Consider the following 21,593-nt stretch of genomic DNA (forward strand, 5'->3'; position numbering starts at 1 on the left):
AGGCGGCGCAGGGAGGCGGCGCAGGGGGCGGGGTCGTGGGATGGGTTCGGGGAGGCGGGGTCAGCTCGGGAAGAGGTTCAGGCGGTGGGCCAGGGCGGCGGCCTCGCCCCGGGTGGAGACGTCCAGCTTGGTCAGGATGTTCGAGACGTGCACGCTCACGGTCTTGGCGGAGATGAACAGGTCCGCCGCGATCTCGCGGTTCGTCCGGCCGTCGGCGAGGTGCCGCAGGACCTCGTACTCCCGCTCGGTCAGGCCCAGGCGCTCGCGCTCGGCGGGCTCCGCGCCCGCCGCCGTGTCCAGGGGGATTCTGGCGCGGCGGGCGAACCCGGCGATCTCCCGGACCAGCGGCTCCGCGCCGGTCCCGTCGGCCAGCTCCGCCGCCGCGCGCAGCCGCTCCGCCGCGCCCTCCCGGTCGTGCCCGGCCGCCGCCCTGGCCGCCTCCAGCACCGCCGACGCCCGGGGAAGCGGCCGCCCGGCCCGCGCCCACGCCTCCGCCGCCGCGTCCCAGGCGGTCACGACCTCCTCCGCGCTCACCCCGCCCGGCGCGCCCCCCGCGAGGTCCCCGCGCACGCCTCCCGCCGCGTCCCCGCCGTCCCGAACGCCCTGGGCCGCGTCCTCTCCGCCCGGCCGTACGGCTCGCGCCGCGTCCGCCTCGCCGGCCCGTACGGCTCGCGCCGCGTCCTCTCCGCCCGGCCATACGGCCTGAGCGGCGTCGCCCTCGCCGGGCCGTACGGCTCGCGCCGTGTCGTCCTCGCCCGGCCGTACGGCGGGGGCGCGCTGGTGGGCGGCGGCGGTGAGGAGGGCGTGGAAGGTGCGGCGGCGGGCCTCGCTCACGGGCCCGGGAGCGGGGAGGACGGCCGCGAGGTCGGTCAGCTCGCGCCGCACCTCGTCGTCACCCGCGGCGAGGGCGGCGCGCAGGCCGCTGGTGAGGACCTCCCAGCCGAAGCGGGGGCTCAGGCGCAGGTCCCGGGTGCGCCGGGCGCGTTCCAGGACCCGCATCGCGCCCGCCGGGTCGTCCATGATCAGGTGCCAGTCGATCAGGGTCGCGGCCAGCGGCAGGATCTCCTGGGTGTAGGCCTCGCGGGACTCCAGCTCCTCGCGGGCCCGCGACAGCATCTCCCCGGCCCGGTCGTACTCACCCATGGCCAGCGCGGCGCGGGCCCGGTAGATGAGGTAGTCGGCGTGCAGGGCGTCCTCGGGCGGCAGCTCCAGCAGCTCGTCCAGGGTCTTGGCCGCGTCCGGGATGCGGCCCGCGGCGAGCTGGGCCTCGGCCAGGTTGAGCTGGCCGAACACGGCGTGCGTCCGGATGCGGCCGTGCCTGCGCGACAGCTCGATCGCCTGGTGGGCGACCTCCATGGCCTCGTCGAGGCGCCCGGAGAACGCCAGGACGTCGATCTCGTTGACCAGCGCCCGCAGCACCAGCCAGGTCATGCCCAGCCGCTCGGCCGTGGCGCGCGCCTCCCGGTAGTCGCGCAGGGCCTCGTCGGACCGGCCCGCCAGGTTGTCCAGCCCGGCGCGGCTCATCAGCGCGTTCAGCCGGACCTCGACCGCCCCGAGCCGGTCGGCCAGCTCCAGCGCCTCGTCCAGGTACGGCTGCGCCCGGTCCGGCCGGCTCTGCAGCCCCCACAGGCCCCCGAGCTGGGCGAGCACCTGGGCCCGGGTCAGCGAGGGGCCGGTGGCCAGGGCGAGGGCGCGTTCGAGGTCGTCCAGCTCGCCCGCCAGCCCCCGGTCGGACCGCAGCTTCGAGCGCCGGAACAGCAGCAGCGCCAGCCGTTCGGGATCGCGCTCGCCGTCCAGCTCCGACAGCGCCTCCCGGACGAGCTTCAGCCCCCGGTCGTGCTCGCCCACGACGCGCGCGGCCTCGGCGGCCTCGTCCAGGACCGCCACCCGGTCCGCGCCGATGCGCTCCGCCGCCGCCGGGGTCCACAGGTCCAGGACGCGTTCGAGCATCTCCAGCCGTTCGGCGTAGGCGTACGCCTTCTCGGCCGCCTCCGCCGCGCGCCAGGCCGCGTCCAGCGCGCGTTCCTCGTCGCGGGCGTGGTGCCAGTGCTCGGCCAGCTCGGACGCGGTGCCCAGGGACGGGTCCCGCTCCAGCGCCTCGGCGAAGGCGCGGTGGAACCGGGTGCGCTCGCCCGGGAGCAGGTCGGTCCTGATCGCCTGCCGGATGAGGGCGTGCCGGAAGGCGTACCCCGTGTCATCGGTGACCAGCACGTTCGTCTCGACGGCCGGGCGGATCGCGTCCGACAGGCCGGCGTCGCCGAGCCCGGTGACGGCGGCGAGCAGCGCGTGGTCGGTGTGCGAGCCGTTCACCGTGGCCAGCCGGATCACGTCGCGGGTGGCGGCGGGCAGCGCGTCGAACCCGGCCAGCAGCAGGTCGCGCAGGGACTCCGGCAGCGGGCCGTCGGCGCTGCGCACCAGTTCCTCGACGAACAGCGGGATGCCCTCGCTGCGGGCGTGCACCCGCTCGGCCAGCGCGGGGTCGGGCTCGTGCCCGAGGATGCCGGTGAGCTGCCGCGTCACCTCCGCCAGGCTCAGCCGGGGCAGGTGCAGCACGGTGGCCCCGCGCGAGAGCTCGGCGAGCACCGGGCGCATCGGATGGCCCCGGTGCAGGTCGTCGGACCGGTAGGTGACCACGACGAGGACGCGTGCCCGGGTGAGGTTGCGGGTGAGGAAGGTCAGCAGGTCCCGGCTGGACCGGTCGGCCCAGTGCGCGTCCTCCACGACGAGCACGACCGGCCGGCGCTCGGCGAGCCGCTCCAGCAGCCCGAGCACCTCCTCGAACAGGTGCGAGGAGGCGGTCACGTCGTCCGGCCGCGCCGGGGGCGGCCCCAGCTCGGGCAGCAGCCGCCCCAGCTCGTGGGACCCTCCGGGCACCAGGGCGGACACCTCGGCCGCGCCGATCTCGCGGGTGAGCCGCCGCAGCCCCGCCGTGAAGGGCGCGTACGGCAGGCCGCCGGAGCTGAACTCCAGGCAGCCCCCGGTCAGCACCAGGGCCTCGCCGGAGACCCGCTCGGCGAACTCGTCCACCAGGCGCGTCTTGCCGGCCCCCGCCTCACCGCCCACGAGCACGACGGAGGGCGCGCGGCCGTACGCCGACAGGAGCGCCGCGAGCTCGGCGTCCCGGCCGGCGAAGAGGGGACTGACGGACCGAATAGCCATGCGCAAAGGGTCTCACTTCCGGAGGATCGCCACATTCCTCTGGCGCTCTCCTGACCGCTGTCAAGATCCTCGGCCGCACAAGTGGGTATGAATCTCCCGTGAGGCGAGAGGAGGCGTGGTTGCTCGAATACCTTCTCCTCGCCACGGCCGTGCTCTTCGTGCTGATCACCGGCGTGAACGACGGCGGCGCCGTGCTCGCGCCGGCCTTCCGGGAGCCCCGGATCAACCTGCCGGCGGGCGGGCTGCTGCTGGTCGCGCTGGTGGCGGTCGCGCCCGCGCTGTTCGGCACCCAGGTGGCGACGACCTTCGTGCGGCGGCTGGTGCCGTTCGGCGGCGAGACCGGCAGGATCGCGCTGGCGGTGGCCGTGCTGGCCGCCCTGGCGGTCGTGCTGACGCTGACCTGGCGCGGGCTGCCGACGAGCCTGACGCTCGCCCTGGTCGGCGGGCTCACGGGGGCGGGGCTGGGGGCGGGGCTTCCGGTGTCGTGGGGCGTGGTGGCGGGCGTGCTGGTGGCCGGGCTGCTCGCGCCGTTCGCGGGGGCGCTGCTGGCGTACGTCCTGACCGGCGCGCTCGCGCTGTTCCCGCCGTCCACGGGCGTGTCCCGGACGGCGTACCGCGCGCACTGGGTCGCGTTCCCGCTGCTGCTGTTCGCGTACGCGGTGAACGACGGGCAGAAGATGCTCGCCGTGCTCTTCGCGGGGACGGCGGAGCCCGGCGCGGCCGCGGGGGCCGTGCCCGCGCGGCCGTGGATGCTGGCGGCGACGGCAGGGCTCTTCTTCCTGGGGCTGGTGATCGGGCTGCGGCGGGTCGGGCCCACGCTCGGCGGGGCGCTGCTGCCGCTGCGGCCGCTCCAGCTCAACGTGGCGCAGCTCGCGACGGCGACCGCGGTCATCGGCTCGGCGGCGGCCGGGATGCCGGTGAGCCTGACGCAGTCGCTCGCCGGGGCGTTCGTGGGCGCGGGCCTGCGGCAGGGGTACCGGCGCATCCGCTGGCAGGTCGCCGCCCGGATCGGCGCGGCCTGGTTGTTCACGCTGCCCAGCAGCCTGGGGCTGGCGACCCTGGCCGGGCTGCTGGTGAGAGGGATTCGCTAGATGACCGGAAAGACGGCAGAGCAGACGGCGTCCGCCGTACCCGTGCGGACCGAACCAGAACGGACACCGGAACCAGAACGGGCATCGGGACCGGAACGGGCGCCGGAACCGGAACGCGCGCCGGAACCAGGTGGGGAACCAGAACGGGGACCGGCGGTAAGGGCGGCGGAGCCCGCGAGGGAGAAGACTGGAACCGGCCCGGGAGCGGATCGGCGACGGGGGAGGCGAACGGTGGCGAAGCGGCGCTGGTGGCGATTCGGGCTCGGCGGGCTGACGGGGCGCAGGCAGCTCCAGTTGCTGGCGGCGCAGCTCGCGACCGTGCACGACGGGCTCTCGGTGGTGCGGGCGCTGACGGCCGGGGAACTGGCGCTGGACGAGGCGCGCAAGAAGATGGGCGTGGTCGAGCACGAGGGCGACGACGACCGCGCCCGGCTCGTGGACACGCTCGCCGTGTCGCTGGTGACGCCGATCGACCGGGAGGACGTGTTCCGGCTGTCACGTTCCATCGACGACGTGCTGGACGAGTTACGCGACTTCGTGCGCGAGGCCGACATGTTCGGCGCGGAGGAGCTGCAGAGCTTCACGGCGCTGCTGGACGGGATCGGCGAGGGCATCGGCGCGATCGAGCGCGCCGTGGACAACGTGGAGAAGTCCGGCAAGGCCGCCGCCCGGGAGGTCCTGGCGGCGCGCAAGGCCGGCAACCGGGTCCGCCGCGGGTACCAGCGGCGTGTGGTGCGCCTGCTCTCCGGGGACCCGGCCAAGGCCGTGACCGCCGGGGAGCTCCGCGAGCTGGAGCTGCTACGCACGATCGACCGGGTCGTACGCCACCTGGGCGCTGCGGCCGACGCGCTCGCCGACGGGGTGATGAAACGATGGCACTGAACGCCCGCACGAACGGTCACACGAGCCGGTCCGACCGCAACGCGCCCTCGGGCCGGGACGGGTCCTCCGATCGGGACGGGTCCTCCGGCCGGAACGCGTCCCCCGACCGGAACGCGTCCACCGGCCGGGACGGGTCCTCCGGCCGGGACGGGCGGGACGCCGCGCCCCGCGCCGCCGGCGGCGCGGGCCACATCGGAGGCCGCGGCGGAGGCGGGACCGCGAACGGCGCGGGCCGCGCCGGGGCCGGGGGCCGCGCCCCCGGGCGCGTGAACGGCCGGCTGGCCGAGCGGCTGACCGAGAAGCTGAACGAGCGGGCCGCCCGCCGCGCCCGCAACGACCACCGCCGCGACCAGCTCGGCCCGGCGCAGCGGGCGGGCGCGCTGCGGGCGCTGCGGGACGAGCGGTTCGACCTGGTCGTGGTCGGCGGCGGCGTGACCGGCACCGGGATCGCGCTGGACGCGGCCACGCGCGGGCTCTCGGTCGCGCTGGTGGAGGCCGTGGACTGGGCGGCGGGCACCTCCTCGCGGTCGTCCAAGCTGGTCCACGGCGGGCTGCGTTACCTGGAGCAGTTCGACTTCGGGCTCGTGCGCGAGGCGCTGCGCGAGCGGGCGCTGCTGCTCGACCGGATCGCGCCGCATCTGGTGCGGCCCGTGCGCTTCCTCTACCCGCTGACGCGCCGGGGCTGGGAGCGGGCGTACGTCGGCGCCGGGGTCCGGCTGTACGACTCGCTCGGCGGGGCGGGAGCCGTACCCCGGCACCGTCACCTGTCGCGGCGGCGGGCGCTGGAGGAGGCCCCCGGGCTGCGGCCGGACACGCTCGTGGGCGCGATCCAGTACTACGACGCGCAGGTGGACGACGCCCGCCTGACCATGACCCTGGCGCGCACGGCCGCGCGGTACGGCGCCGTGGTCGCGACCGGGCTGCGCGTGGAGGGGTTCCTGCGCGACGGCGAGCGGTTCATCGGCGTACGGCTGCGCGACGCCGTCAGCGGGGAGCCGCTGGTGGTCGAGGCCGGGCACGTGGTGAACGCCACCGGCACCTGGACCGGCGGGCTGCTGGCCCTGGCCGGGGTGGAGTCGCCCACGTCGGTGCGCGCGTCCAAGGGCGTGCACATCGTGGTCCCGCGCGACCGGGTTGACCTGGGCGAGACCGGGCTGATCGCGCGGACCGAGCGCAGCGTGCTGTTCGTGATCCCGTGGGGCGCGCACTGGCTGATCGGCACGACGGACACGCCGTGGGAGCACGACGCGACCCATCCGGCGGCGTCGCGGGCGGACGTGGACTACCTCCTCGACCAGTGCAACCGCGTGCTGGCGTCCCCGCTGACCAGGGAGGACGTCGTCGGGGTGTACGCCGGGCTGCGGCCGCTGGTGGACACCGGGGCGGCGGAGACGACCAAGCTGTCGCGCGAGCACGTGGTGTGGCAGCCCGCGCCGGGGCTCACGGCCATCGCGGGCGGCAAGATGACCACCTACCGGGTGATGGCGCGCGACGCGGTGGACGCCGTGGTCGGCCCGGCGGGGCCGAGGTCGCGGACGCACGAGATCCCGCTGGTCGGTGCGGACGGGGTGGAGGTGCTGCGGCAGTCCCGGCGGGTGCTCGCCCGGCGGGCGCGGCTGCCGGAGGACCTGGTCGGCCGGCTCCTCGAACGGTACGGCTCGACGACCCTGGACCTGCTCGACCTGATCGCGGCCCGCCCGGCGCTGGCGGCCCCGCTGGACGGCGCCCCGCACCACATCGCCGCCGAGATCGTGTACGCCGCCTCGCACGAGGGGGCGATGCACCTGGTGGACGCGCTGGCCCGCCGTACGCACATCGCCGTGGACACGGCGGACCGGGGCCTTTCGGCGGCTCCCGGGGCGGCCCGGCTGATGGCGGAGGTGCTGGGCTGGGACCGGCGCGCGGTGGCGCGGGAGGTGGAGCACTACCAGGCGGTCGTGGCCGCCGAGCGCCTCGGCGAGGCCCAGGCCGAGGAGGCGGCCGCGTTCGAGGCCCGCATGGCGGTGCCGGACCCGCGCCTGGTCGCGGCCCCGGTGCCGGTGCGCCGCCTGGCCGGGGTCCGCCGCGCCCCGTCCCGCGTGCTCAGCGCCCTGCCCCGCATGCGGGCACTCCTCCAGGCCGCCCGCCCCTGACCCGTCCGGACCCACCCCCGACCCGGCTCGACCCGACTCGACCCGACTCGACTCGACCCGACTCGACCCGACTCGACTCGACCCGACTCGACCCGACTCGACCCGACTCGACTCGACCCGACTCGACCCGACTCGACCCCACCCGACCCGGTCCGGGCCCGCTCCGGGCCCGCCTCCCGCCCGCCCTCACCCGCTCCGGGCCCGCCGGGGCGGTACGGCGGGGGCGACGCCGTACGGCGGTGCGACGCCGTACGGCGTGAGCCGGGGGAGGGGCGGCGGGGCCTCGGCCGAATTGACGAAAGTCAATGGCAGGTTGGAACTTTCGGGGGATATGGGAGGTCTTTCCGTTTTCTACGGTCTGTAGGGCCTGATCAGAGGAAACGGGAGGAAGCATGGGGGACATCGGGGGAACGCCGGTCCGGGTCGAGGACGTGCCCGACGTGAGCGCCGAGTGGTACCTCGACGTGGTCGAGTTCGCGCACGGGACGCCGCACTGGGTGCGGTGGCTCATGGAGGTCGGGACCGAGGCGCTCCCGGTGCTGCTGGCGGCCCTGCTCGTGTTCGCGTGGTGGCGGGCGCGGCGGGGGACGGACCGCGCGATGGCCCTGACGCTGGTCGCGCCCGCCGGAGCGGTGGCCGCGTACGTCGTGAGCGAGATCCTGAAGACCGGCGTGCGGCAGGAGCGCCCGTGCCGGATCTTCCCCGACGCGGCCACGATCGCCCCCTGCCCCGAGGTCGGCGACTGGTCCCTGCCGAGCAACCACGCGACTCTGGCCGCCGGCGCCGCGATCGCGGTCATCCTGGTCTGGCGCGCGATGGCGGTCCCCGCCCTGCTCATGGCCGGGCTGGCGGCCTTCTCCCGGGTCTTCGTCGGCGTCCACTACCCGCACGACGTCGTGGCGGGCGCGCTCCTGGGCGCGGTGGTGGCCCCGCTGGTGGCCCTCCTGCTCCTGCGTCCCGTCACGCCCCTGGTGACCCGCCTGCGCGGCACACGCGCCCTCGCCCCCCTGCTGCGCGCCCCGCGCTGACGGTCTCCCGCCGGTAGAGGCGTCCGGAGGGGAGGGCGTCCGGGGGAGGGGCGTCAGGGGGCGGACGGCCCGCGGCGCGGGGAGGGCGGCGGCGGGACCACCTTCCCGGCGGCGAGGTCGCCCTCGGGGATCTCGGTGAGGGAGCCGTCGCGGCGGCGGATGCGCAGGACGCCCCCGCTCCACGACTCCAGGACGCCCACGGCGTCGGTGAACCGCCCGTCGGCGAGACGGCGGCGCACCGAGACGCGGCGGCCGGCGTCGGCGGGACTGATCGCCACGACAAGACGGAACCTCACCCGGCAAGGGTAACCATCCCCCTGAAAGGGGGCAGGGGAAGGACATCGATCCCGTGACCGCACTGACCGCGAAACGGCATGTCAGCTAGGGTCTTCTGGACAGGGGTCGGGCTGAGTCCTGCGCGTCCGGCGCGGCATGCCATCCTATGGCGTGACACCCGCCGTCTGATGTGCCGGGGCCGGTGGGGATCGAAACAGAGCGAAGAGGAGCCCGAGTTGACCTACGTCATCGCGCAGCCTTGCGTGGATGTGCTGGACAAGGCGTGCATCGAGGAGTGCCCCGTCGACTGCATCTACGAGGGCGAGCGCATGCTCTACATCCACCCGGACGAGTGCGTCGACTGCGGTGCGTGCGAGCCGGTCTGCCCGGTCGAGGCGATCTTCTACGAGGACGACCTCCCGGAGCAGTGGAAGGACTTCTACAAGGCCAACGTGGAGTTCTTCGAGGAACTCGGGTCGCCCGGCGGCGCGTCCAAGGTCGGCAAGATCGACAAGGACCACGCGGTCGTCGCCGCCCTGCCCCCGCAGGGCGAGGGCCACTAGCACGCGGTCGCGCCGGATCCCCCGGGTCCGGCGCCACCGGTCCGGCCCGCGTCAGACGGGCCGGGTTCGAGGTTCAGGGGGACCATTGCTGCCCGATTTCCCGTGGGACCGGCTGGAGCCGCTGAAGGCGCTGGCCGCGTCCCACCCCGATGGCATCGTCGATCTCTCGGTCGGCACGCCGGTCGATCCCGTGCCCTCGGTCGCCCAGTCCGCGCTGGCCGCCGCCGCCGACAGCCCCGGCTACCCCGCCACGTACGGCACGGCCAGGCTGCGCGAGGCCGCCGCGGGATGGCTCGGCCGGCGGCACGGGGTCCCCCTCGACCCGGCGCACGTGCTGCCGACCATCGGGTCCAAGGAGATCGTGGCCTGGCTGCCCACGCTGCTCGGCGTGGGCGCCGGGGACACGGTGGTCCTGCCCGAACTGGCCTATCCCACCTACGACGTCGGCGCCCGGCTCGCCGGCGCGACGCCGTACGCCACGGACGGGCTGCTCGCGGTGGGGCCGCGGCGGGTGCCGCTCGTGTGGGTGAACTCCCCGTCCAACCCCACGGGCCGCGTGCTGCCCCCCGAGCACCTGCGCAAGGTCGTCTCGTGGGCGCGTGAGCGCGGCGCGGTGGTGGCCTCCGACGAGTGCTACATCGAGCTGGGCTGGGAGGCGGAGCCGACCTCCATCCTGCACCCGGACGTGTGCGAGGGCTCCCACGAGGGGCTGATCGCGCTGCACTCCCTGTCCAAGCGCTCCAACCTGGCGGGATACCGCGCCGGGTTCGTGGCGGGCGACCCGGCGCTGATCGCGCGGTTGCTGGAGGTCCGCAAGCACGCGGGCATGATCGTCCCGGCTCCGGTGCAGGCCGCGATGGCCGCCGCCCTCGACGACGACGCGCACGCCGAGGAGCAGCGCGCCCGCTACGCCGCGCGCCGAGCCAGGCTGCGGCCGGCGCTGGAGGCGGCGGGCTGGCGGGTCGAGCACTCCGAGGCCGGGCTGTACCTCTGGGCCGGACGCGACGAGGACTGCTGGGAACAGGTGCGCGCGCTCGCCGAGAAGGGCGTGCTCGTCGCGCCCGGCGACTTCTACGGCGCCGCGGGGAAACGGCACGTCAGAGTGGCGGTCACCGCGACCGACGAACGGATCGATGCGGCGGTGGCCCGGCTGGGCTAGTATCCGCCGCTATGACGGCGTCGTTGGTGGTGATCGCGCTGAGTTCCGCCACGTTCCTCGTCGTCACCGTGGCCTGGCTCACCGTGCGCGCGCAGGATCGCGATCCGCCGCCGCACGAGGCGGCCCCTCCGCCACCGGAGCCGGAGCCCGTGCCGCGCGGCCCCGACCCGCGCGGGATCGGGATCGGTGACGTGATCGACTGCCAGGGAGCGCGCTGGTTCGTCATCGGAGTCCTCCACATGGAGGACGGCGACCAGCGGTGGCGGGAGTTCCTCCTGGACGACGGGGCCGGCCACTACACCTGGCTCACCGTGGAGCAGCGCGGCGGCGGACTCGAAGTGGTGCTGTGGATGGACGCCCCGTCGCAGGGCATGATCCCGCCGCAGCGCACCGTGCTGATCGACGGCGTGGAGTACGTCCCCGTCGAGCGCGGGACCGCCGCGTTCCGGTCCGAGGGCTCCACCGGACACGCCGACAGCGGCTGGATCGACTACGCCGACTACCGGTCCCCCGAGGGCCGCTACCTCTCCTTCGAACGCGTCCGCGGACGCACCCCCTGGACCGCGTCGTACGGGCGGCCGCTCCCGCCCGGCTCCATCGCGATCAACCCCTAGCCCGGATCCGCCGCCGGTCCGGCCCGATCCCCGGTTCGGCCCGATCCCCGGTTCGGCCCGATCCCCGGTTCGGCCCGATCCCCGGTTCGGCCCGATCTCCGGTTCAGCATCATCCCTAGTTCAGCACGATCCCGGCCTGCGCCTGTTCGCGCTCGTCGGAGGTCCAGCCGTCGTGCCCGCGTTCGGCCAGCCAGACCACGCCGTCGTGCCGCACCCCGCTGATGCCGTACGGCTGCGCGTGCGCGACCGCCCAGGACGCGATGAGCCAGCCGGAACGTTCCGAGGAGACGGTCAGGCGGTTGCCCGAGGCGTCGACCGAGCCCATCGCCCGCTTCAGCTCGCGCAGGGCCTCCCCGATGCGCTTGGCGGGCTTCTCGCCGTTCTCGTCCTCCTCGGGGAACCAGCAGCGCAGGGCCTTGGCCGTCCGGCCGGTGAACGCCGCCGCCAGGATCTTCGCGTCCGGCTCGTGCTGGGCGTACGCGGTGCCGTCGGCGGACTTCTGCACCGCCTGCGCCGCCTCGTGCAGCGGCTTCTTGAGGTAGCCCTTCACCTTGACCAGCGCCGCGAAGAACTTGTTCGTGGCGTACACCACGTCCTGGAGCTTCTCCGGCGAGCCCCAGCCCATGGACGGGCGCTGCTGGAACACCCCCACCGAGTCGCGGTCGCCGAAGGCCAGGTTGCGCAGCTTCGACTCCTGCAGCCCCGTGGCGTACGCGATCACGACGGCCCGCTCGGGCAGCTTGCGCCGCGCGGCCACCGCCGCGATCGTGGCCGACACCTGCGCCTGTTCCAGATCCAGGTCCAGCGTCCCCTCCGGCGCGCTCACCTGGCAGCCGGGGTGGTCGTCGGCGAGGTTCATGTTCGCGATGACGACGTAGACCACCGCGGCTATCCCCACCGTGAGCACGGTGACGATGGCCGCGATGACGATCACCGCTCGGGAGAGGCTTCGACGCACTCTGCTGAACCTACCGCCGGGAGGGGGCGGCACCGGCCCGGAAACCGTTTCCCGGCGAGCCTTCGCTATAAGCTCCCGTCCCATGAGCCTGCCCTTCACCAGCCCGCTCGACCCGCGGTTGGACGAACTGTGGGAAAACCGCTCCGAGCTGGGCCCGGGAGACGCGGCGGCGCGCGGGATCGTCGTCGCCGCCGTGAACGCGCTGGACCGCGGCGAGGCCCGGGCGGCCTTCGTGGACGGCGGCGGCGAGGTGGTCGTGGACGAGCGCGCGAAACGGGCGATCCTCCTCGCTTTCCGCGTTCTGGGCCTGTCTCGGGCGCAGGTGGGTGACTTTCACTACAACGACCGAATCCCCCTCAAATCCCACCTCGACGGGGTCCGCGTGGTCCCCGGCGCGATCGCCCGCTGGGGGTCGTACCTGGGCCGGGGCGTGGTGCTGATGCCGTCGTTCGTCAACATCGGGGCGTACGTCGGGGACGGCACGATGGTGGACACCTGGGCGACCGTGGGCTCCTGCGCCCAGGTCGGCCAGAACGTCCACCTGTCGGGCGGCGTGGGGGTGGGCGGCGTCCTGGAACCGCCGTCGGCCGTGCCGGTGGTGATCGAGGACGAGGCGTTCGTGGGCTCCCGGAGCATGGTCGTGGAAGGGGCGCGCGTCCGCACCGGGGCCAAGCTGGGCGCGGGCACCATCCTCACCCGCACGACGCGCGTCTTCGACGTCGAGACGGGCGAGGAGCTCCCCCGGGGCGAGGTCCCGGCCTGGTCGGTCTGCGTGTCGGGCACCCGCGTCCGGTCCTTCCCCGGGGGTGACTTCGGCATGCCCTGCGTCCTGGTCCTCCGCCGGCTCACGGAAGGCGAGCCCCTCGACCGCCTCGCCCTGAACGACCTGCTCCGCGAGCACGGCGTCTCCGGCTGATCCCGCCCGTTCCGCGTCCCACCCTCCACCCGTTCCGCGTCCCGTCCCTCCGGAGCGCGGTGAGAGGGCCCGCTCCGCCGTACGGGACAAGGGCGTTTTGGGGGCGGGGATGGGCAGGGGGAGGGGAGGCGGGTGCTCGTCTCGGGGGCGGGGCGGGGCCTATGGTGATGGGATCGGGACTGATCGCGGGAGGATACGTGTCCGACACCGTGCTGTACGACGTGGCCGAGGGCGTCGCGACCATTACGCTCAACCGGCCGGATTCGATGAACGCGCTGATCACGCCGATGAAGGTCGCGTTGCTGGACACGTTGCGGCGGGCGGGGGACGACTCCGCCGCGCGGGCGGTGCTGATCACCGGGGCGGGGCGGGCCTTCTGCGCGGGGCAGGACCTCGTCGAGCACGCGGCGAACCTCGCCGACGGGCGGGGGCTGGCCGGGACCGTGCGGGACCACTACAACCCGATCGTGCGCACGATCATGGAGATGCCCAAGCCGGTCATCGCCGCGGTGAACGGCGTCGCCGCCGGGGCGGGCGCCTCGCTCGCGTTCGCCTGCGACTTCCGGGTGGCGTCGTCCAAGGCGTCGTTCGCGACCGCGTTCGCCAAGGTCGGCCTGGCCCCGGACACGGGCGCGTCCTGGACGCTGCAGCGTCTCGTGGGTCACGCCCGCGCGACCGAGCTGCTCCTCCTCGGCGAGCCGGTGGACGCCGCCAAGGCCCTCCAGATCGGCCTGGTCAACTCCGTGGTCCCCGGCGACGACGTCGGCACCGCCGCCCGGGCCCTCGCCCTGCGGCTGGCGACCGGCCCCACGATGGCGTACGGCGCGATCAAGCGGGCGCTCGCCTTCGCCTCCGCCCACCCGCTCAAGGAGTCCCTGGACCTGGAGGCCGAGCTCCAGGACGCCGCCGCCGGCACCGACGACCACAAGAACGCCACCAACGCCTTCCTCAACAAGGAGAAGCCCGTCTTCCAGGGCCGCTGACGGCATACGGACCAGGCCCTCGCGGTGATCACGCGCTTCCGGTCACGGAGGCGTGCGTGATCACCGCGCCGGGGCCGGGGCTCGCCGTACGGCTCACGCGCGGCGGGCGGGGTCGCCGTACGGCTCAGGCGCGGAGGGCGGCGGTGATCTCCTCGCGGACCACGCAGTCGGCGATGTGGTCGTTGACCAGGCCGATCGCCTGCATGAGGGCGTAGGCGGTGGTGGGACCCACGAAGCGGAACCCGGCGCGCTTGAGGTCCTTGGCGAGGGCCTTCGAGCCGTCGGTGGTCGCGGGCACGTCGGCCATGGTCGCCGGCACGGGGGCGCCGGGGTCGGCGTAGCGCCAGACGAACGCGGCGATGCCGCCGGGCAGGTCGCGGGCGGCGCGGGCGTTCGCGATCGCGGCCTCGATCTTGGCCCGGTTGCGGACGATGCCGGTGTCGGAGAGCAGGCGCGCCACGTCGTCCTCGCCGAACTCCGCGACGTCCGCGATCCGGAAACCCGCGAACGCCTTACGGAAGTTCTCGCGCTTGCGCAGGATCGTCAGCCACGACAACCCCGACTGGAACGCCTCCAGGCACAGCCGCTCGTACACCCCGTCGTCGTCGCGTACCGGCCGCCCCCACTCACCGTCGTGGTAGTCCATGTAGTCGGGCGCGGAGGTCGCCCAGGCGCAGCGAACCGTTCTCACCAGGTCTCCTCGATCGCGATGTCCGGATCGCGATCATATGTCCCCCTCTGTAGTGAGCCGTCCGCGCGCCGCCGGTTCCCGCCGAAGCCGCCCGTGGCGGGCATCCCCCGGGGATCGGTGATCGCGTCCGCCCGCGGATCCCCGCCGGGCTCGCCGGCGGCCGTACGCGGCCGGCCGCCTCGCGCGCCGGGATCCCACGCGCCGCCCGCGGCGGGCGCCGGACCGCCCGGCGCGCCGGCGTCCCGCTCGCCGCCCGGCCGCCCCGGAGCACCCTGCGCCGGAGCGCCCTGCGCGGGAACGCCCTGGGAGGGAGCGCCTTGTGCGGGAACGGCCTGGGCGGGAGCGCTCCGGGTGGGACCGGCCTGGGCGTTCTGGGCGGGCTCCCCGTGGCCCTCGTCCGTGGAGATCGGGGCCGCCGGACCGGCCGCACCGGGCCGCCCCGCGTCGCCCGTCGGCGTGGCGGTGTCCCGCGCGGGCTCCGTGGCCGTGTCGCCGGGGCCGGGTCCCGCCGCCGGCCCGTGCCCGGTCTGGGCCCGCGCCCGGTCCGTCCGCGTGTCGTGGGCCCGAACGGGACCGGGCCGGTCGTGCGTGCCCTGATCCGGGGTTCCGGATGCTTCGGGCGTTCCGGACGTTCCGGGATCTTCGGGTGCTTCGGGTGCTTCATGGGCGGCGCCGGGCCGGGCGGGGGGCGCCTGGTCGGGGGCGGGGGCGGCGTCAGGCTCCGCGTCCTCGGCACGGCCCCGGGCGGCGTGCGCCGGGTCCGCCGGATGCGGCTCGTGCTCGGCGCTCACCGGGGGGCCGGACGCGGCCGGGGCCGTGCCCGACGCCTCGGGGCCCGCGGTCGCGTCCGTGTCGGACCCGGCGTCGGCCGTACCGGGAGGCTCGGGCGAGGGGTGCGCGCCGGCCGTACCTGAGGAGGGTTCCTCCGCCGGGGCGGCGGGGGTGTGGTGGCGGTAGGGGATGGTGCCGCGCGCGTCGGGCCTGGGGGCCGCGCCGGGGTGCTCGGCGGGCTCGGCGGCGGGGACGCCGGGGCCCACGCGGAAGACGGCGTGGGGGTCGGTGTCGAGTTCGGCCTGGGCGCGGGCCTGGGCCTCGGCCGGGAGTTCGGCGACGCGGGGCTCGGGGGCGGGCTCCGGGAGGACGGGCTCCTCGGCGAACCGGGTGGCGGGACCGCGCGGGTAGGTGGGCGCCTGACCGGCGTCGGCGTGCCAGCTCGTCAGCTCGGCGACCCGTTGCTCCAGGACGGCGATGCGGGTGTCGCGCTCGCTCACCGCCATCGCGACGCGTTGGAGCGCGTCGTCGACGCTGCGCGTGTTGTAGCCCACGACGGTGACCGGCAGCCGCAGCGCGACCAGGTCCACGGCGGTCAGGCTCCGCGGCTCGGGCAGGTCGAGCGGCGGGATGTCCGGAGCGAACTCCGCCATCTCCCCGCCCCGCCCCATCGAGACGTACATCACGGCGACCAGCACGGCGACCGCGGCGACAAGCAGTACCACCAGCACATATCGAATCGTGCCACACCCGGGGCCCCGCCGCCGTGTGTCACGATCGGTGCATGCGATTCCAGCTACCGCGCGTGGTGACCGCCGAGGAGGCCGCCGACCTCGAAGAACGCGGAGAGGTGGTCGTCGCCGCCTCCCTGCGGGAGATCGCCGAGGCGGCGCGCGCGGGCCGCGCCGTCCTGGTCACGCCCGCCGACCTGGCCGCCGGCGACGACGGGGACGAGCCGGACGCCGCCGCCGAGACCGCCGCCGCCTCCCTGTGCGCCTGGGCCGGCGCGACCTACTTCCGCACGAACCGCCCCGCCGAGGTCCAGCAGGCCCTCGACATGACCGCCTCCATCCGGGGCGACCGCCCCCCGGCCCTCACCCGCCGGGCCCTGGCCTGACCCCCGCCCACCCCGTACGCCCCGCCCACCCCTCCCCGTGATCTCGCGATCCCGCACCACCCCAAGCCTCGGCGGGAGAAAGCATGGCGCGGAATGCGAGATCACGGGGGAGAGGGAAGGGAGACGCCGCGAGACCGTGCGGGGAGAAGGCGGCCTCGCATCTGCGCCCCTGCGGTCGCCGGGGTGCCCCGCCCCTCGGCCTCTTGGGTGCGGGCCGCCCCGGTCTTTCCCGTGATCTCGCGATTCCGTTGTCACTGACGCCGCCTCAAGCCCGGGGCTGAGGGCGGTGGGCGCGGAATCGCAGGATCAGGGGCGGGGAACGCGGTTGTCGCGAGATCGCGTGGGGGGTGGACATGGAGAAGGTGTGCGGCCGGGAGTGGCTCGGGCGCACACCTTCTCTTGATCTCGCCCCTTGTTAATCGGGGAGGGGGGTAGCGCCAACGATCGGGAAAGGTGCTCCGCGATCGCCCGGGGCGTCGGGGCGAGACGCTTCGACGTTAGCTTGACTCCCCGGACGGGGGCGGAGTAATGGCGAAAGTGGGCAGAGAATCCTCACCTGGCGGCGGGTGTCACGCCTCTGATTCGAGCACTTCCTCCTGACTAGGGGTGATTGTCCGCGCCGCCTTCTCCAGGAGGTCGAACGCCTCCGGCACCGAGGCCGTCCAGCCCACCGCGTCGAACACGTGCGGCCGCGTGAACCCCTGGTCGTACATCTTGGTGATCAGCTCGCGCAACGGGTCGTACAGCCCGAACGGGTCCAGGATCACCAGGGGCCGGTCGTGCATCCCGAGCACCCGCGAGGTCCAGATCTCGAACAGCTCCTCCAGCGTCCCGATCCCGCCGGGGAGCACGAGGAAGGCGTCCGACCGCCGGTCCATCTCCGCCTTGCGCGACCGCATGTCCGGCGTGACGATCAGCTCGTCCGACTCGGGGTCCCCGATCTCGGTGGTCATGAGCGCCTCGGGGATCACCCCGACCGTACGGCTCCCGCCCGCCCGCGCCGCCGCGGCCACGGCCCCCATGCAGGAGATCCGGCCGCCGCCGGTCACGAGGGTGTGTCCCCGCCGGGCGAGTTCCGTCCCCACCTCGGATGCCAGATCCACATACTTCTTGTCGATTCGGACACTGGACGCGCAGTACACACAAATCGCGATACTCACCCCCTAACCCTATTCCGCAAGCCGGGACCACCTTGCCGATTTTCGCCCCCTGGCCCCGTCCCGACCTGCCGGGCCGCCTCGCCGGCGGACCTCGTCACCCTCCTCCGCCCGCGCACCCGAAACGCGCCCGCGGCGCCCCGCTCGCCGTACGGCCTGGCGGAGTGCGGTCAGGTGAGGATGAGGGGGAGTCTCGCGGACAGAGGGCCCAGGGCGGTCTTCTCCCCGGCGGCCGGCCGCCGGCGGCCGGTGGCGATCAGGAGGGCGTCCTTGTCGGAGAGCGAGGACGGGAACGCGGTCCCGGCGATCCTCTCGAGGGCGGCGCGGGAGGCGGCGAGGGTCTCGGCGGGGGGATCGGCCGCGGAGGGGCGGTGCGCGATCAGGTCGAGGTGGTGCAGCGTCCATTCGAGCACGTACACCGAGAGGTAGTCGGCGACGGTGATCACCTCGTCGCGGGTGCCGACGAGGGCGGCCGGGTCGGCGAGCGCGGCCGCGCGGCCCGCGGCGGCCCCGAGGTCGTCGAGGTGGAACTTGAGCAGCCGGGGCTCGCCGTACGCGGCGGCGATCCGGGGGATCAGGGCGTCGAGCGGGTCCTCGCCGGTCGGCGGCGCGTCGGCGAGCCGCCAGTAGGTGACCGAGTCGATCGTCGGCGGGCCCCCGGCCGGCGTGGCCAGCGTGATCAGCACGTCCTGGGCATCGATGACCAGGTGGAACACTAGGTCCCGCACCAGCCAACCGGCGCATCCGGAAGGCCGCTCGAAGTCGTCGTCGGGGGTGTCGGCCACGGCCGCGCGCAGCGCCGTCCAGGAGCGTGAGAAGAGATCCACCCCGGCCACGCTAATCCCGCGCCACGTGGGCGGACAACCACGCGGGCGGACAACCGCGCGGGCGGACGAGCACGCGGGCGGACAACCGCGCGGGCGGACGAGCACGCGGGCGGACGACCGCGCACGCGCGAGCGGGAGGGCCCGCCGCCACCCGATGACGGGCCCTCCCGGCCTGCGGCATGTCAGCAGCAGGCGTTCCAGTAGTAGCAGTCCCAGCAGTTGCCGCCGCTCAGGCAGTCGGAGCAGTACCGGCACATGGTGCACTTGCCGGAGTTGCAGAAGTAGTTGCCGCAGTTGCAGCCGCAGCGGCCCCCGGCCAGGGCGTCCGCCTTGGGGACGAACCGCTGCAGCAGCCGGTCCGACACCTGGTTGAGGAGTTTCGTCACTTCTCTACCTCCTTGTGGGGGATGAGACGGCGCACTAGGGTTCGCGCGCCGCCGGGCGTCCCGCGGTCAGGGTCCGCAGGACGACTCCGATCACATCGGCGGCCTTCCAGTAGCCGACCTGGCGTGAGTCGAGGCTCGCCGGAGGGTTGTCGCCGAGCGCGACGAGGTGCCCGGCGGGGACGGCGTGGTCGCCGGGGGCGACCTCGCGGGGCGGGGGCTCGCCGGGCAGCGCGGCCAGCCTCTTGATCATCAAGCCGTTCCGGTCCTCGTCCGTGGCGTACGGCAGAGCCGGGCTCCGCAGCACGACGAGCTGCCCCCGCCGCAGCCGGGCCGCCCCCGCCCGCCGTACCAGGACCAGGTCGCCGGGGTTGAGGGTGGGGATCATGCTGCGGCCCCGCACGGTGATGACGAGGTAGCGCCGCCGGGCCCACCACAGCAGCGCCAGGACGGCAGCGGCGAGGACGAGGAGGAAGATCACCGGGGACCTCCTGCCGGGGGCGGGCGGTCAGCGCCCGTGGGCGGCCAGGGCCTCGGCCGCGCGGGTCAGCTCGCCCCGCCCCACCCCGCCGGAGATCACGGTCCCGCCGGAGTCCACGAGGTAGACGGTCGGGAAGTTCTCGGTCTTGAACGCCCGCTGGACCGTCCCGTCGTGCTCCTCGATCACGACCCGGGCCACGCCCGAGAGCCGCGCGGCGTACTCGGCGGCCGATTCGCGGCCCTTGGCGGCGATGACGGCCAGCACCTGGCCCCGGCCGCCGGGCATGGCCGCGGCCTGGTCGATGAAGTCGGGCAGGAGTTCCGCGCACGGCGCGCAGGTGGGCGAGAAGAACCCGATGAGCGTGGGCGCGGCGATCAGGTCGCGGGAGAACGGCTCGCCGTCCTCCGTGGTCACCGCGAAGTCGGCCGGCTTCTCGCCCGGCTCGACGGTGACGGGCGGTGAGATGGCGACCGGGGCCACGGTGTCGATGAAGCTGCTGTGCTCGCGCAGCCTCCGGATGACCCCTACCGTCAGGGCGAGGTTGAGCAGGCACACCACGGTGAGCAGGACGACTGCGGCGACGAGGACGAACATGGCACCTCCGTGGGGGAGAGGACCGCGCGGCGGGATGGTTCGGCGGGATGGTTCGGCGGGGGCCCGGCGGACGCCGTACGGCGGGGCCGTCCGGCGCGGGCGGTATGGCGGGGGCCGTACGGCGGGGGCCGTCGGCCCGGGACGGAAGATCGGGGTGGGGCGCGGGGGCGGCGCGGCGCGCACGGGAGTCGCCGTGGGCGCGTCTATGTCATGGCCGGCGGGCGGAGCTTAGGGGCCGTCTGCCGGATTCATCCCGGAACGACTTGATCATTGCCAGCCGCCGGGGCGTATAGCAAGATTTGGGACTGTCCGGTTCTGTACGGAACACTGTCCTTCCCGTTCGGCGGGGGTGTTGCGATGGTCGAACCCGCGTCCCAGACACCATGGCCGGTACCGGACGGCACCGAATCACCCGCCGAGTTCGTCGCCCGGATGCGTGAGCTCCGGGCCCGCTCGGGCCTCTCGTACCGCCAGCTCGAACGCGCCGCCGAGGAGCGGGGCGCCTTCCTGCCGCACAGCACCATCGCCGGCGCCCTGTCCCGGGACCGGCTGCCGCGCCCCGATCTCGTCCGCGCGTTCGTCCTGGCCTGCGGCGCGGACGACGCCGTCGCCGAACGCTGGGTCGTCGCGCGCGGCCAGGTCGCCTGCCAGGCGCAGGCCCCCGTCCGGCCGCCGCAGGCCCCCGTCCGGCCGCCGCAGGCCCCCGTCCGGCCGCCGCAGGCCCCCGTCCGGCCGCCGCAGGCCGCCGTCCCGCCGCAGGCCGCCGTCCCGCCGCCGGAGGGCGCCGGGCGGGCCGCGCGGGGCGTCGTCCGGCCTTCGCCGGCCGTCCAGCCCGCGTCCGCCGCCGTCCCGGCGGACCGGACCGGCCCCGCGCCGGCGCGTCCACCGCGCCCGCGCCGCCGTACACGCGACCACGGGGTGGCCGCCGTGGCCCTGGTCCTGCTCCTGTTCGTCACCGGTGGCGCCGACCACCGGTCCCCGGCGGGCGCGGTCGCGCTGCCGCCCGGCGTCTACCGCGTCATGGCCGCGCATTCCGGGCTGTGCCTGTCCGAGCATCCCGACGCGGGCGGCCGGCTCTTCCAGGTTCCCTGCGCCCAGGCCCATCCGGTCTTCTCGCCCCGGCGCGAGGCGGGCGGCGTCTACCGGATCATGCCCCAGGACCCCGTGAACGGCCCCGGTTGCCTGGGCATACGCGCCGCCCGCATGGTCTCGGGCAGTTTCGCCTACAACGACTTCTGTGGCTCGGCCGGCGCGCACGCCGGCACCGAGGTCTTCCGCCTCGAACCAGCGGACGACACCGCCCGATCCGCCCGGGCCGCTCGGCCCGCCCATACCGTCCCGCCCACCCGGGCCACCCGGGGCTCCAAGATCACCAGGGCCGACCGGGGCGTACGGCTGCGCGTCCCCGGCCACGGGCTCTGCCTGGCGGTGAACAACGCCTCGACCGTCGCGTGGGCGCCCATCCTCCTGCGCCCGTGCGACCCCGCGGCCCGGGAACAGGTCTTCCGCTTCATCCCGGCCCGGTAGGTTCCGCCCGCCCCGACACGGCAGGTGACCTGGGAGAACGCCGCGCGACGCGATCAGGGCCGCGCCGCCGTACGGCGGGCAACCGCTTCACGGGGAGGGGAGCCGCTTCGTGAGAGGGGAGCCGCAGGGGCGGAGAGGGGAGCCGCTTCGCGGCGAGGGCGTCCGCGGGGGCGGGGAGGGGCGTCCGCGAGGGGAGGGAGATCGGGGCCGAGGAGGCCGCGCACTCCTCTCCACTATCAACCTATAGCGCACCGGGGGGCTTGCGGCAAGACCCCGGTCATGGC

The 21,593-nt window shown here is 75.0% G+C and carries 21 protein-coding genes; 11 read left to right on the forward strand and 10 right to left on the reverse strand.

What is annotated here, in order from left to right; translation table 11 throughout:
• Positions 1–60 precede the first annotated feature (60 nt).
• On the reverse strand, positions 61–3,159 hold the full coding sequence (locus D5H75_RS11645) for a helix-turn-helix transcriptional regulator (protein WP_119926391.1): 3,099 nt from the start codon (positions 3,157–3,159) through the stop codon (positions 61–63).
• 98 nt (positions 3,160–3,257) lie between these two features.
• Between D5H75_RS11645 and D5H75_RS11650 the strand changes: the two genes are divergently transcribed.
• From D5H75_RS11650 to D5H75_RS11665, 4 genes are all read left to right on the forward strand, one after another.
• Entirely contained in the window at positions 3,258–4,250 is a 993-nt protein-coding gene (locus tag D5H75_RS11650; RefSeq protein ID WP_242454153.1) for an inorganic phosphate transporter, read from the forward strand.
• Between the two features lie 231 nt (positions 4,251–4,481).
• Positions 4,482–5,132 carry a DUF47 domain-containing protein gene (locus D5H75_RS11655; protein WP_202638057.1) on the forward strand — a complete coding sequence of 217 codons (651 nt, stop codon included), beginning with the start codon at positions 4,482–4,484 and terminating at the stop codon, positions 5,130–5,132.
• On the forward strand, positions 5,123–7,264 hold the full coding sequence (locus tag D5H75_RS11660; RefSeq protein ID WP_119926394.1) for a glycerol-3-phosphate dehydrogenase/oxidase: 2,142 nt from the start codon (positions 5,123–5,125) through the stop codon (positions 7,262–7,264). Before D5H75_RS11655 ends, D5H75_RS11660 begins: the two co-directional genes overlap by 10 nt.
• A 392-nt stretch (positions 7,265–7,656) precedes the next feature.
• Entirely contained in the window at positions 7,657–8,292 is a 636-nt protein-coding gene (locus tag D5H75_RS11665; protein WP_119926395.1) for a phosphatase PAP2 family protein, read from the forward strand.
• Between the two features lie 53 nt (positions 8,293–8,345).
• Here D5H75_RS11665 and D5H75_RS11670 read toward each other — a convergent pair whose 3' ends face one another.
• Positions 8,346–8,588 carry a putative acetyltransferase gene (locus D5H75_RS11670; protein ID WP_119926396.1) on the reverse strand — a complete coding sequence of 81 codons (243 nt, stop codon included), beginning with the start codon at positions 8,586–8,588 and terminating at the stop codon, positions 8,346–8,348.
• A gap of 216 nt (positions 8,589–8,804) precedes the next feature.
• Here D5H75_RS11670 and fdxA point away from each other — a divergent pair, with 216 nt between their 5' ends.
• The 3 genes from fdxA to D5H75_RS11685 all read left to right on the forward strand — a co-directional run bounded on the left by fdxA (position 8,805) and on the right by D5H75_RS11685 (position 10,904).
• Positions 8,805–9,131 (forward strand): ferredoxin, encoded by a 327-nt coding sequence (gene fdxA, locus D5H75_RS11675; protein WP_119926397.1) that lies wholly within the window; start codon positions 8,805–8,807, stop codon positions 9,129–9,131.
• 85 nt (positions 9,132–9,216) lie between these two features.
• Positions 9,217–10,290, forward strand: coding sequence for a succinyldiaminopimelate transaminase (gene dapC / locus D5H75_RS11680; RefSeq protein ID WP_119926398.1), 1,074 nt, complete (start codon positions 9,217–9,219; stop codon positions 10,288–10,290).
• 11 nt (positions 10,291–10,301) lie between these two features.
• Positions 10,302–10,904 (forward strand): DUF4178 domain-containing protein, encoded by a 603-nt coding sequence (locus tag D5H75_RS11685; protein ID WP_119926399.1) that lies wholly within the window; start codon positions 10,302–10,304, stop codon positions 10,902–10,904.
• A 115-nt stretch (positions 10,905–11,019) separates the two neighbouring features.
• Here D5H75_RS11685 and D5H75_RS11690 read toward each other — a convergent pair whose 3' ends face one another.
• On the reverse strand, positions 11,020–11,862 hold the full coding sequence (locus D5H75_RS11690) for a hypothetical protein (RefSeq protein WP_147425122.1): 843 nt from the start codon (positions 11,860–11,862) through the stop codon (positions 11,020–11,022).
• 82 nt (positions 11,863–11,944) lie between these two features.
• On the opposite strand from D5H75_RS11690, the gene D5H75_RS11695 reads away from it, so the two are divergent.
• Together D5H75_RS11695 and D5H75_RS11700 are read left to right on the forward strand one after the other, a co-directional pair.
• A complete protein-coding gene (locus tag D5H75_RS11695) occupies positions 11,945–12,778 on the forward strand; it encodes a 2,3,4,5-tetrahydropyridine-2,6-dicarboxylate N-succinyltransferase (protein WP_119926401.1) in 834 nt (277 codons plus the stop codon).
• A 161-nt stretch (positions 12,779–12,939) separates the two neighbouring features.
• A complete protein-coding gene (locus D5H75_RS11700) occupies positions 12,940–13,761 on the forward strand; it encodes an enoyl-CoA hydratase-related protein (RefSeq protein WP_422673583.1) in 822 nt (273 codons plus the stop codon).
• 124 nt (positions 13,762–13,885) lie between these two features.
• Here the strand turns inward: D5H75_RS11700 and D5H75_RS11705 are convergent, their stop codons facing one another.
• Both D5H75_RS11705 and D5H75_RS11710 read right to left on the reverse strand, forming a co-directional pair.
• Positions 13,886–14,452, reverse strand: coding sequence for a DNA-3-methyladenine glycosylase I (locus D5H75_RS11705; RefSeq protein WP_422673584.1), 567 nt, complete (start codon positions 14,450–14,452; stop codon positions 13,886–13,888).
• Positions 14,449–15,954, reverse strand: coding sequence for a hypothetical protein (locus D5H75_RS11710; protein WP_119926403.1), 1,506 nt, complete (start codon positions 15,952–15,954; stop codon positions 14,449–14,451). Before D5H75_RS11710 ends, D5H75_RS11705 begins: the two co-directional genes overlap by 4 nt.
• A gap of 53 nt (positions 15,955–16,007) precedes the next feature.
• On the opposite strand from D5H75_RS11710, the gene D5H75_RS11715 reads away from it, so the two are divergent.
• A complete protein-coding gene (locus D5H75_RS11715) occupies positions 16,008–16,340 on the forward strand; it encodes a hypothetical protein (RefSeq protein WP_147425123.1) in 333 nt (110 codons plus the stop codon).
• 569 nt (positions 16,341–16,909) lie between these two features.
• Here D5H75_RS11715 and D5H75_RS11720 read toward each other — a convergent pair.
• The 5 genes from D5H75_RS11720 to D5H75_RS11740 all read right to left on the reverse strand — a co-directional run bounded on the left by D5H75_RS11720 (position 16,910) and on the right by D5H75_RS11740 (position 19,782).
• Entirely contained in the window at positions 16,910–17,500 is a 591-nt protein-coding gene (locus D5H75_RS11720) for a TIGR00730 family Rossman fold protein (protein WP_340137762.1), read from the reverse strand.
• Between the two features lie 167 nt (positions 17,501–17,667).
• Positions 17,668–18,324 (reverse strand): maleylpyruvate isomerase N-terminal domain-containing protein, encoded by a 657-nt coding sequence (locus tag D5H75_RS11725; RefSeq protein ID WP_119926597.1) that lies wholly within the window; start codon positions 18,322–18,324, stop codon positions 17,668–17,670.
• A 182-nt stretch (positions 18,325–18,506) separates the two neighbouring features.
• Entirely contained in the window at positions 18,507–18,710 is a 204-nt protein-coding gene (locus D5H75_RS11730; RefSeq protein WP_119926405.1) for a hypothetical protein, read from the reverse strand.
• A gap of 34 nt (positions 18,711–18,744) precedes the next feature.
• Positions 18,745–19,188, reverse strand: coding sequence for a S26 family signal peptidase (locus D5H75_RS11735; RefSeq protein ID WP_119926406.1), 444 nt, complete (start codon positions 19,186–19,188; stop codon positions 18,745–18,747).
• Between the two features lie 27 nt (positions 19,189–19,215).
• The gene (locus tag D5H75_RS11740; RefSeq protein ID WP_119926407.1) at positions 19,216–19,782 is read right to left on the reverse strand and encodes a TlpA family protein disulfide reductase; all 567 of its coding nucleotides are present in this window, start codon (positions 19,780–19,782) and stop codon (positions 19,216–19,218) included.
• 357 nt (positions 19,783–20,139) lie between these two features.
• Here D5H75_RS11740 and D5H75_RS11745 point away from each other — a divergent pair, with 357 nt between their 5' ends.
• Complete coding sequence (locus D5H75_RS11745; RefSeq protein ID WP_119926408.1) at positions 20,140–21,309, forward strand: XRE family transcriptional regulator; 1,170 nt, start codon at positions 20,140–20,142, stop codon at positions 21,307–21,309.
• Positions 21,310–21,593 lie beyond the last annotated feature (284 nt).

Origin of the sequence: Bailinhaonella thermotolerans (assembly GCF_003594875.1) — a bacterium.
GTDB classification, from domain to species: Bacteria; Actinomycetota; Actinomycetes; order Streptosporangiales; family Streptosporangiaceae; genus Bailinhaonella; species Bailinhaonella thermotolerans.

Coding starts and splice junctions, on each gene's coding strand:
- D5H75_RS11715 (WP_147425123.1), top strand. CDS start 16,008: ATGCGATTCCAGCTACCGCGCGTGGTGACCGCCGAGGAGGCCGCCGAC.
- D5H75_RS11645 (WP_119926391.1), bottom strand. CDS start 3,159: ATGGCTATTCGGTCCGTCAGTCCCCTCTTCGCCGGCCGGGACGCCGAG.
- D5H75_RS11700 (WP_422673583.1), top strand. CDS start 12,940: ATGGTGATGGGATCGGGACTGATCGCGGGAGGATACGTGTCCGACACC.
- D5H75_RS11745 (WP_119926408.1), top strand. CDS start 20,140: ATGGTCGAACCCGCGTCCCAGACACCATGGCCGGTACCGGACGGCACC.
- D5H75_RS11685 (WP_119926399.1), top strand. CDS start 10,302: ATGACGGCGTCGTTGGTGGTGATCGCGCTGAGTTCCGCCACGTTCCTC.
- D5H75_RS11695 (WP_119926401.1), top strand. CDS start 11,945: ATGAGCCTGCCCTTCACCAGCCCGCTCGACCCGCGGTTGGACGAACTG.
- D5H75_RS11665 (WP_119926395.1), top strand. CDS start 7,657: ATGGGGGACATCGGGGGAACGCCGGTCCGGGTCGAGGACGTGCCCGAC.
- D5H75_RS11660 (WP_119926394.1), top strand. CDS start 5,123: ATGGCACTGAACGCCCGCACGAACGGTCACACGAGCCGGTCCGACCGC.
- D5H75_RS11740 (WP_119926407.1), bottom strand. CDS start 19,782: ATGTTCGTCCTCGTCGCCGCAGTCGTCCTGCTCACCGTGGTGTGCCTG.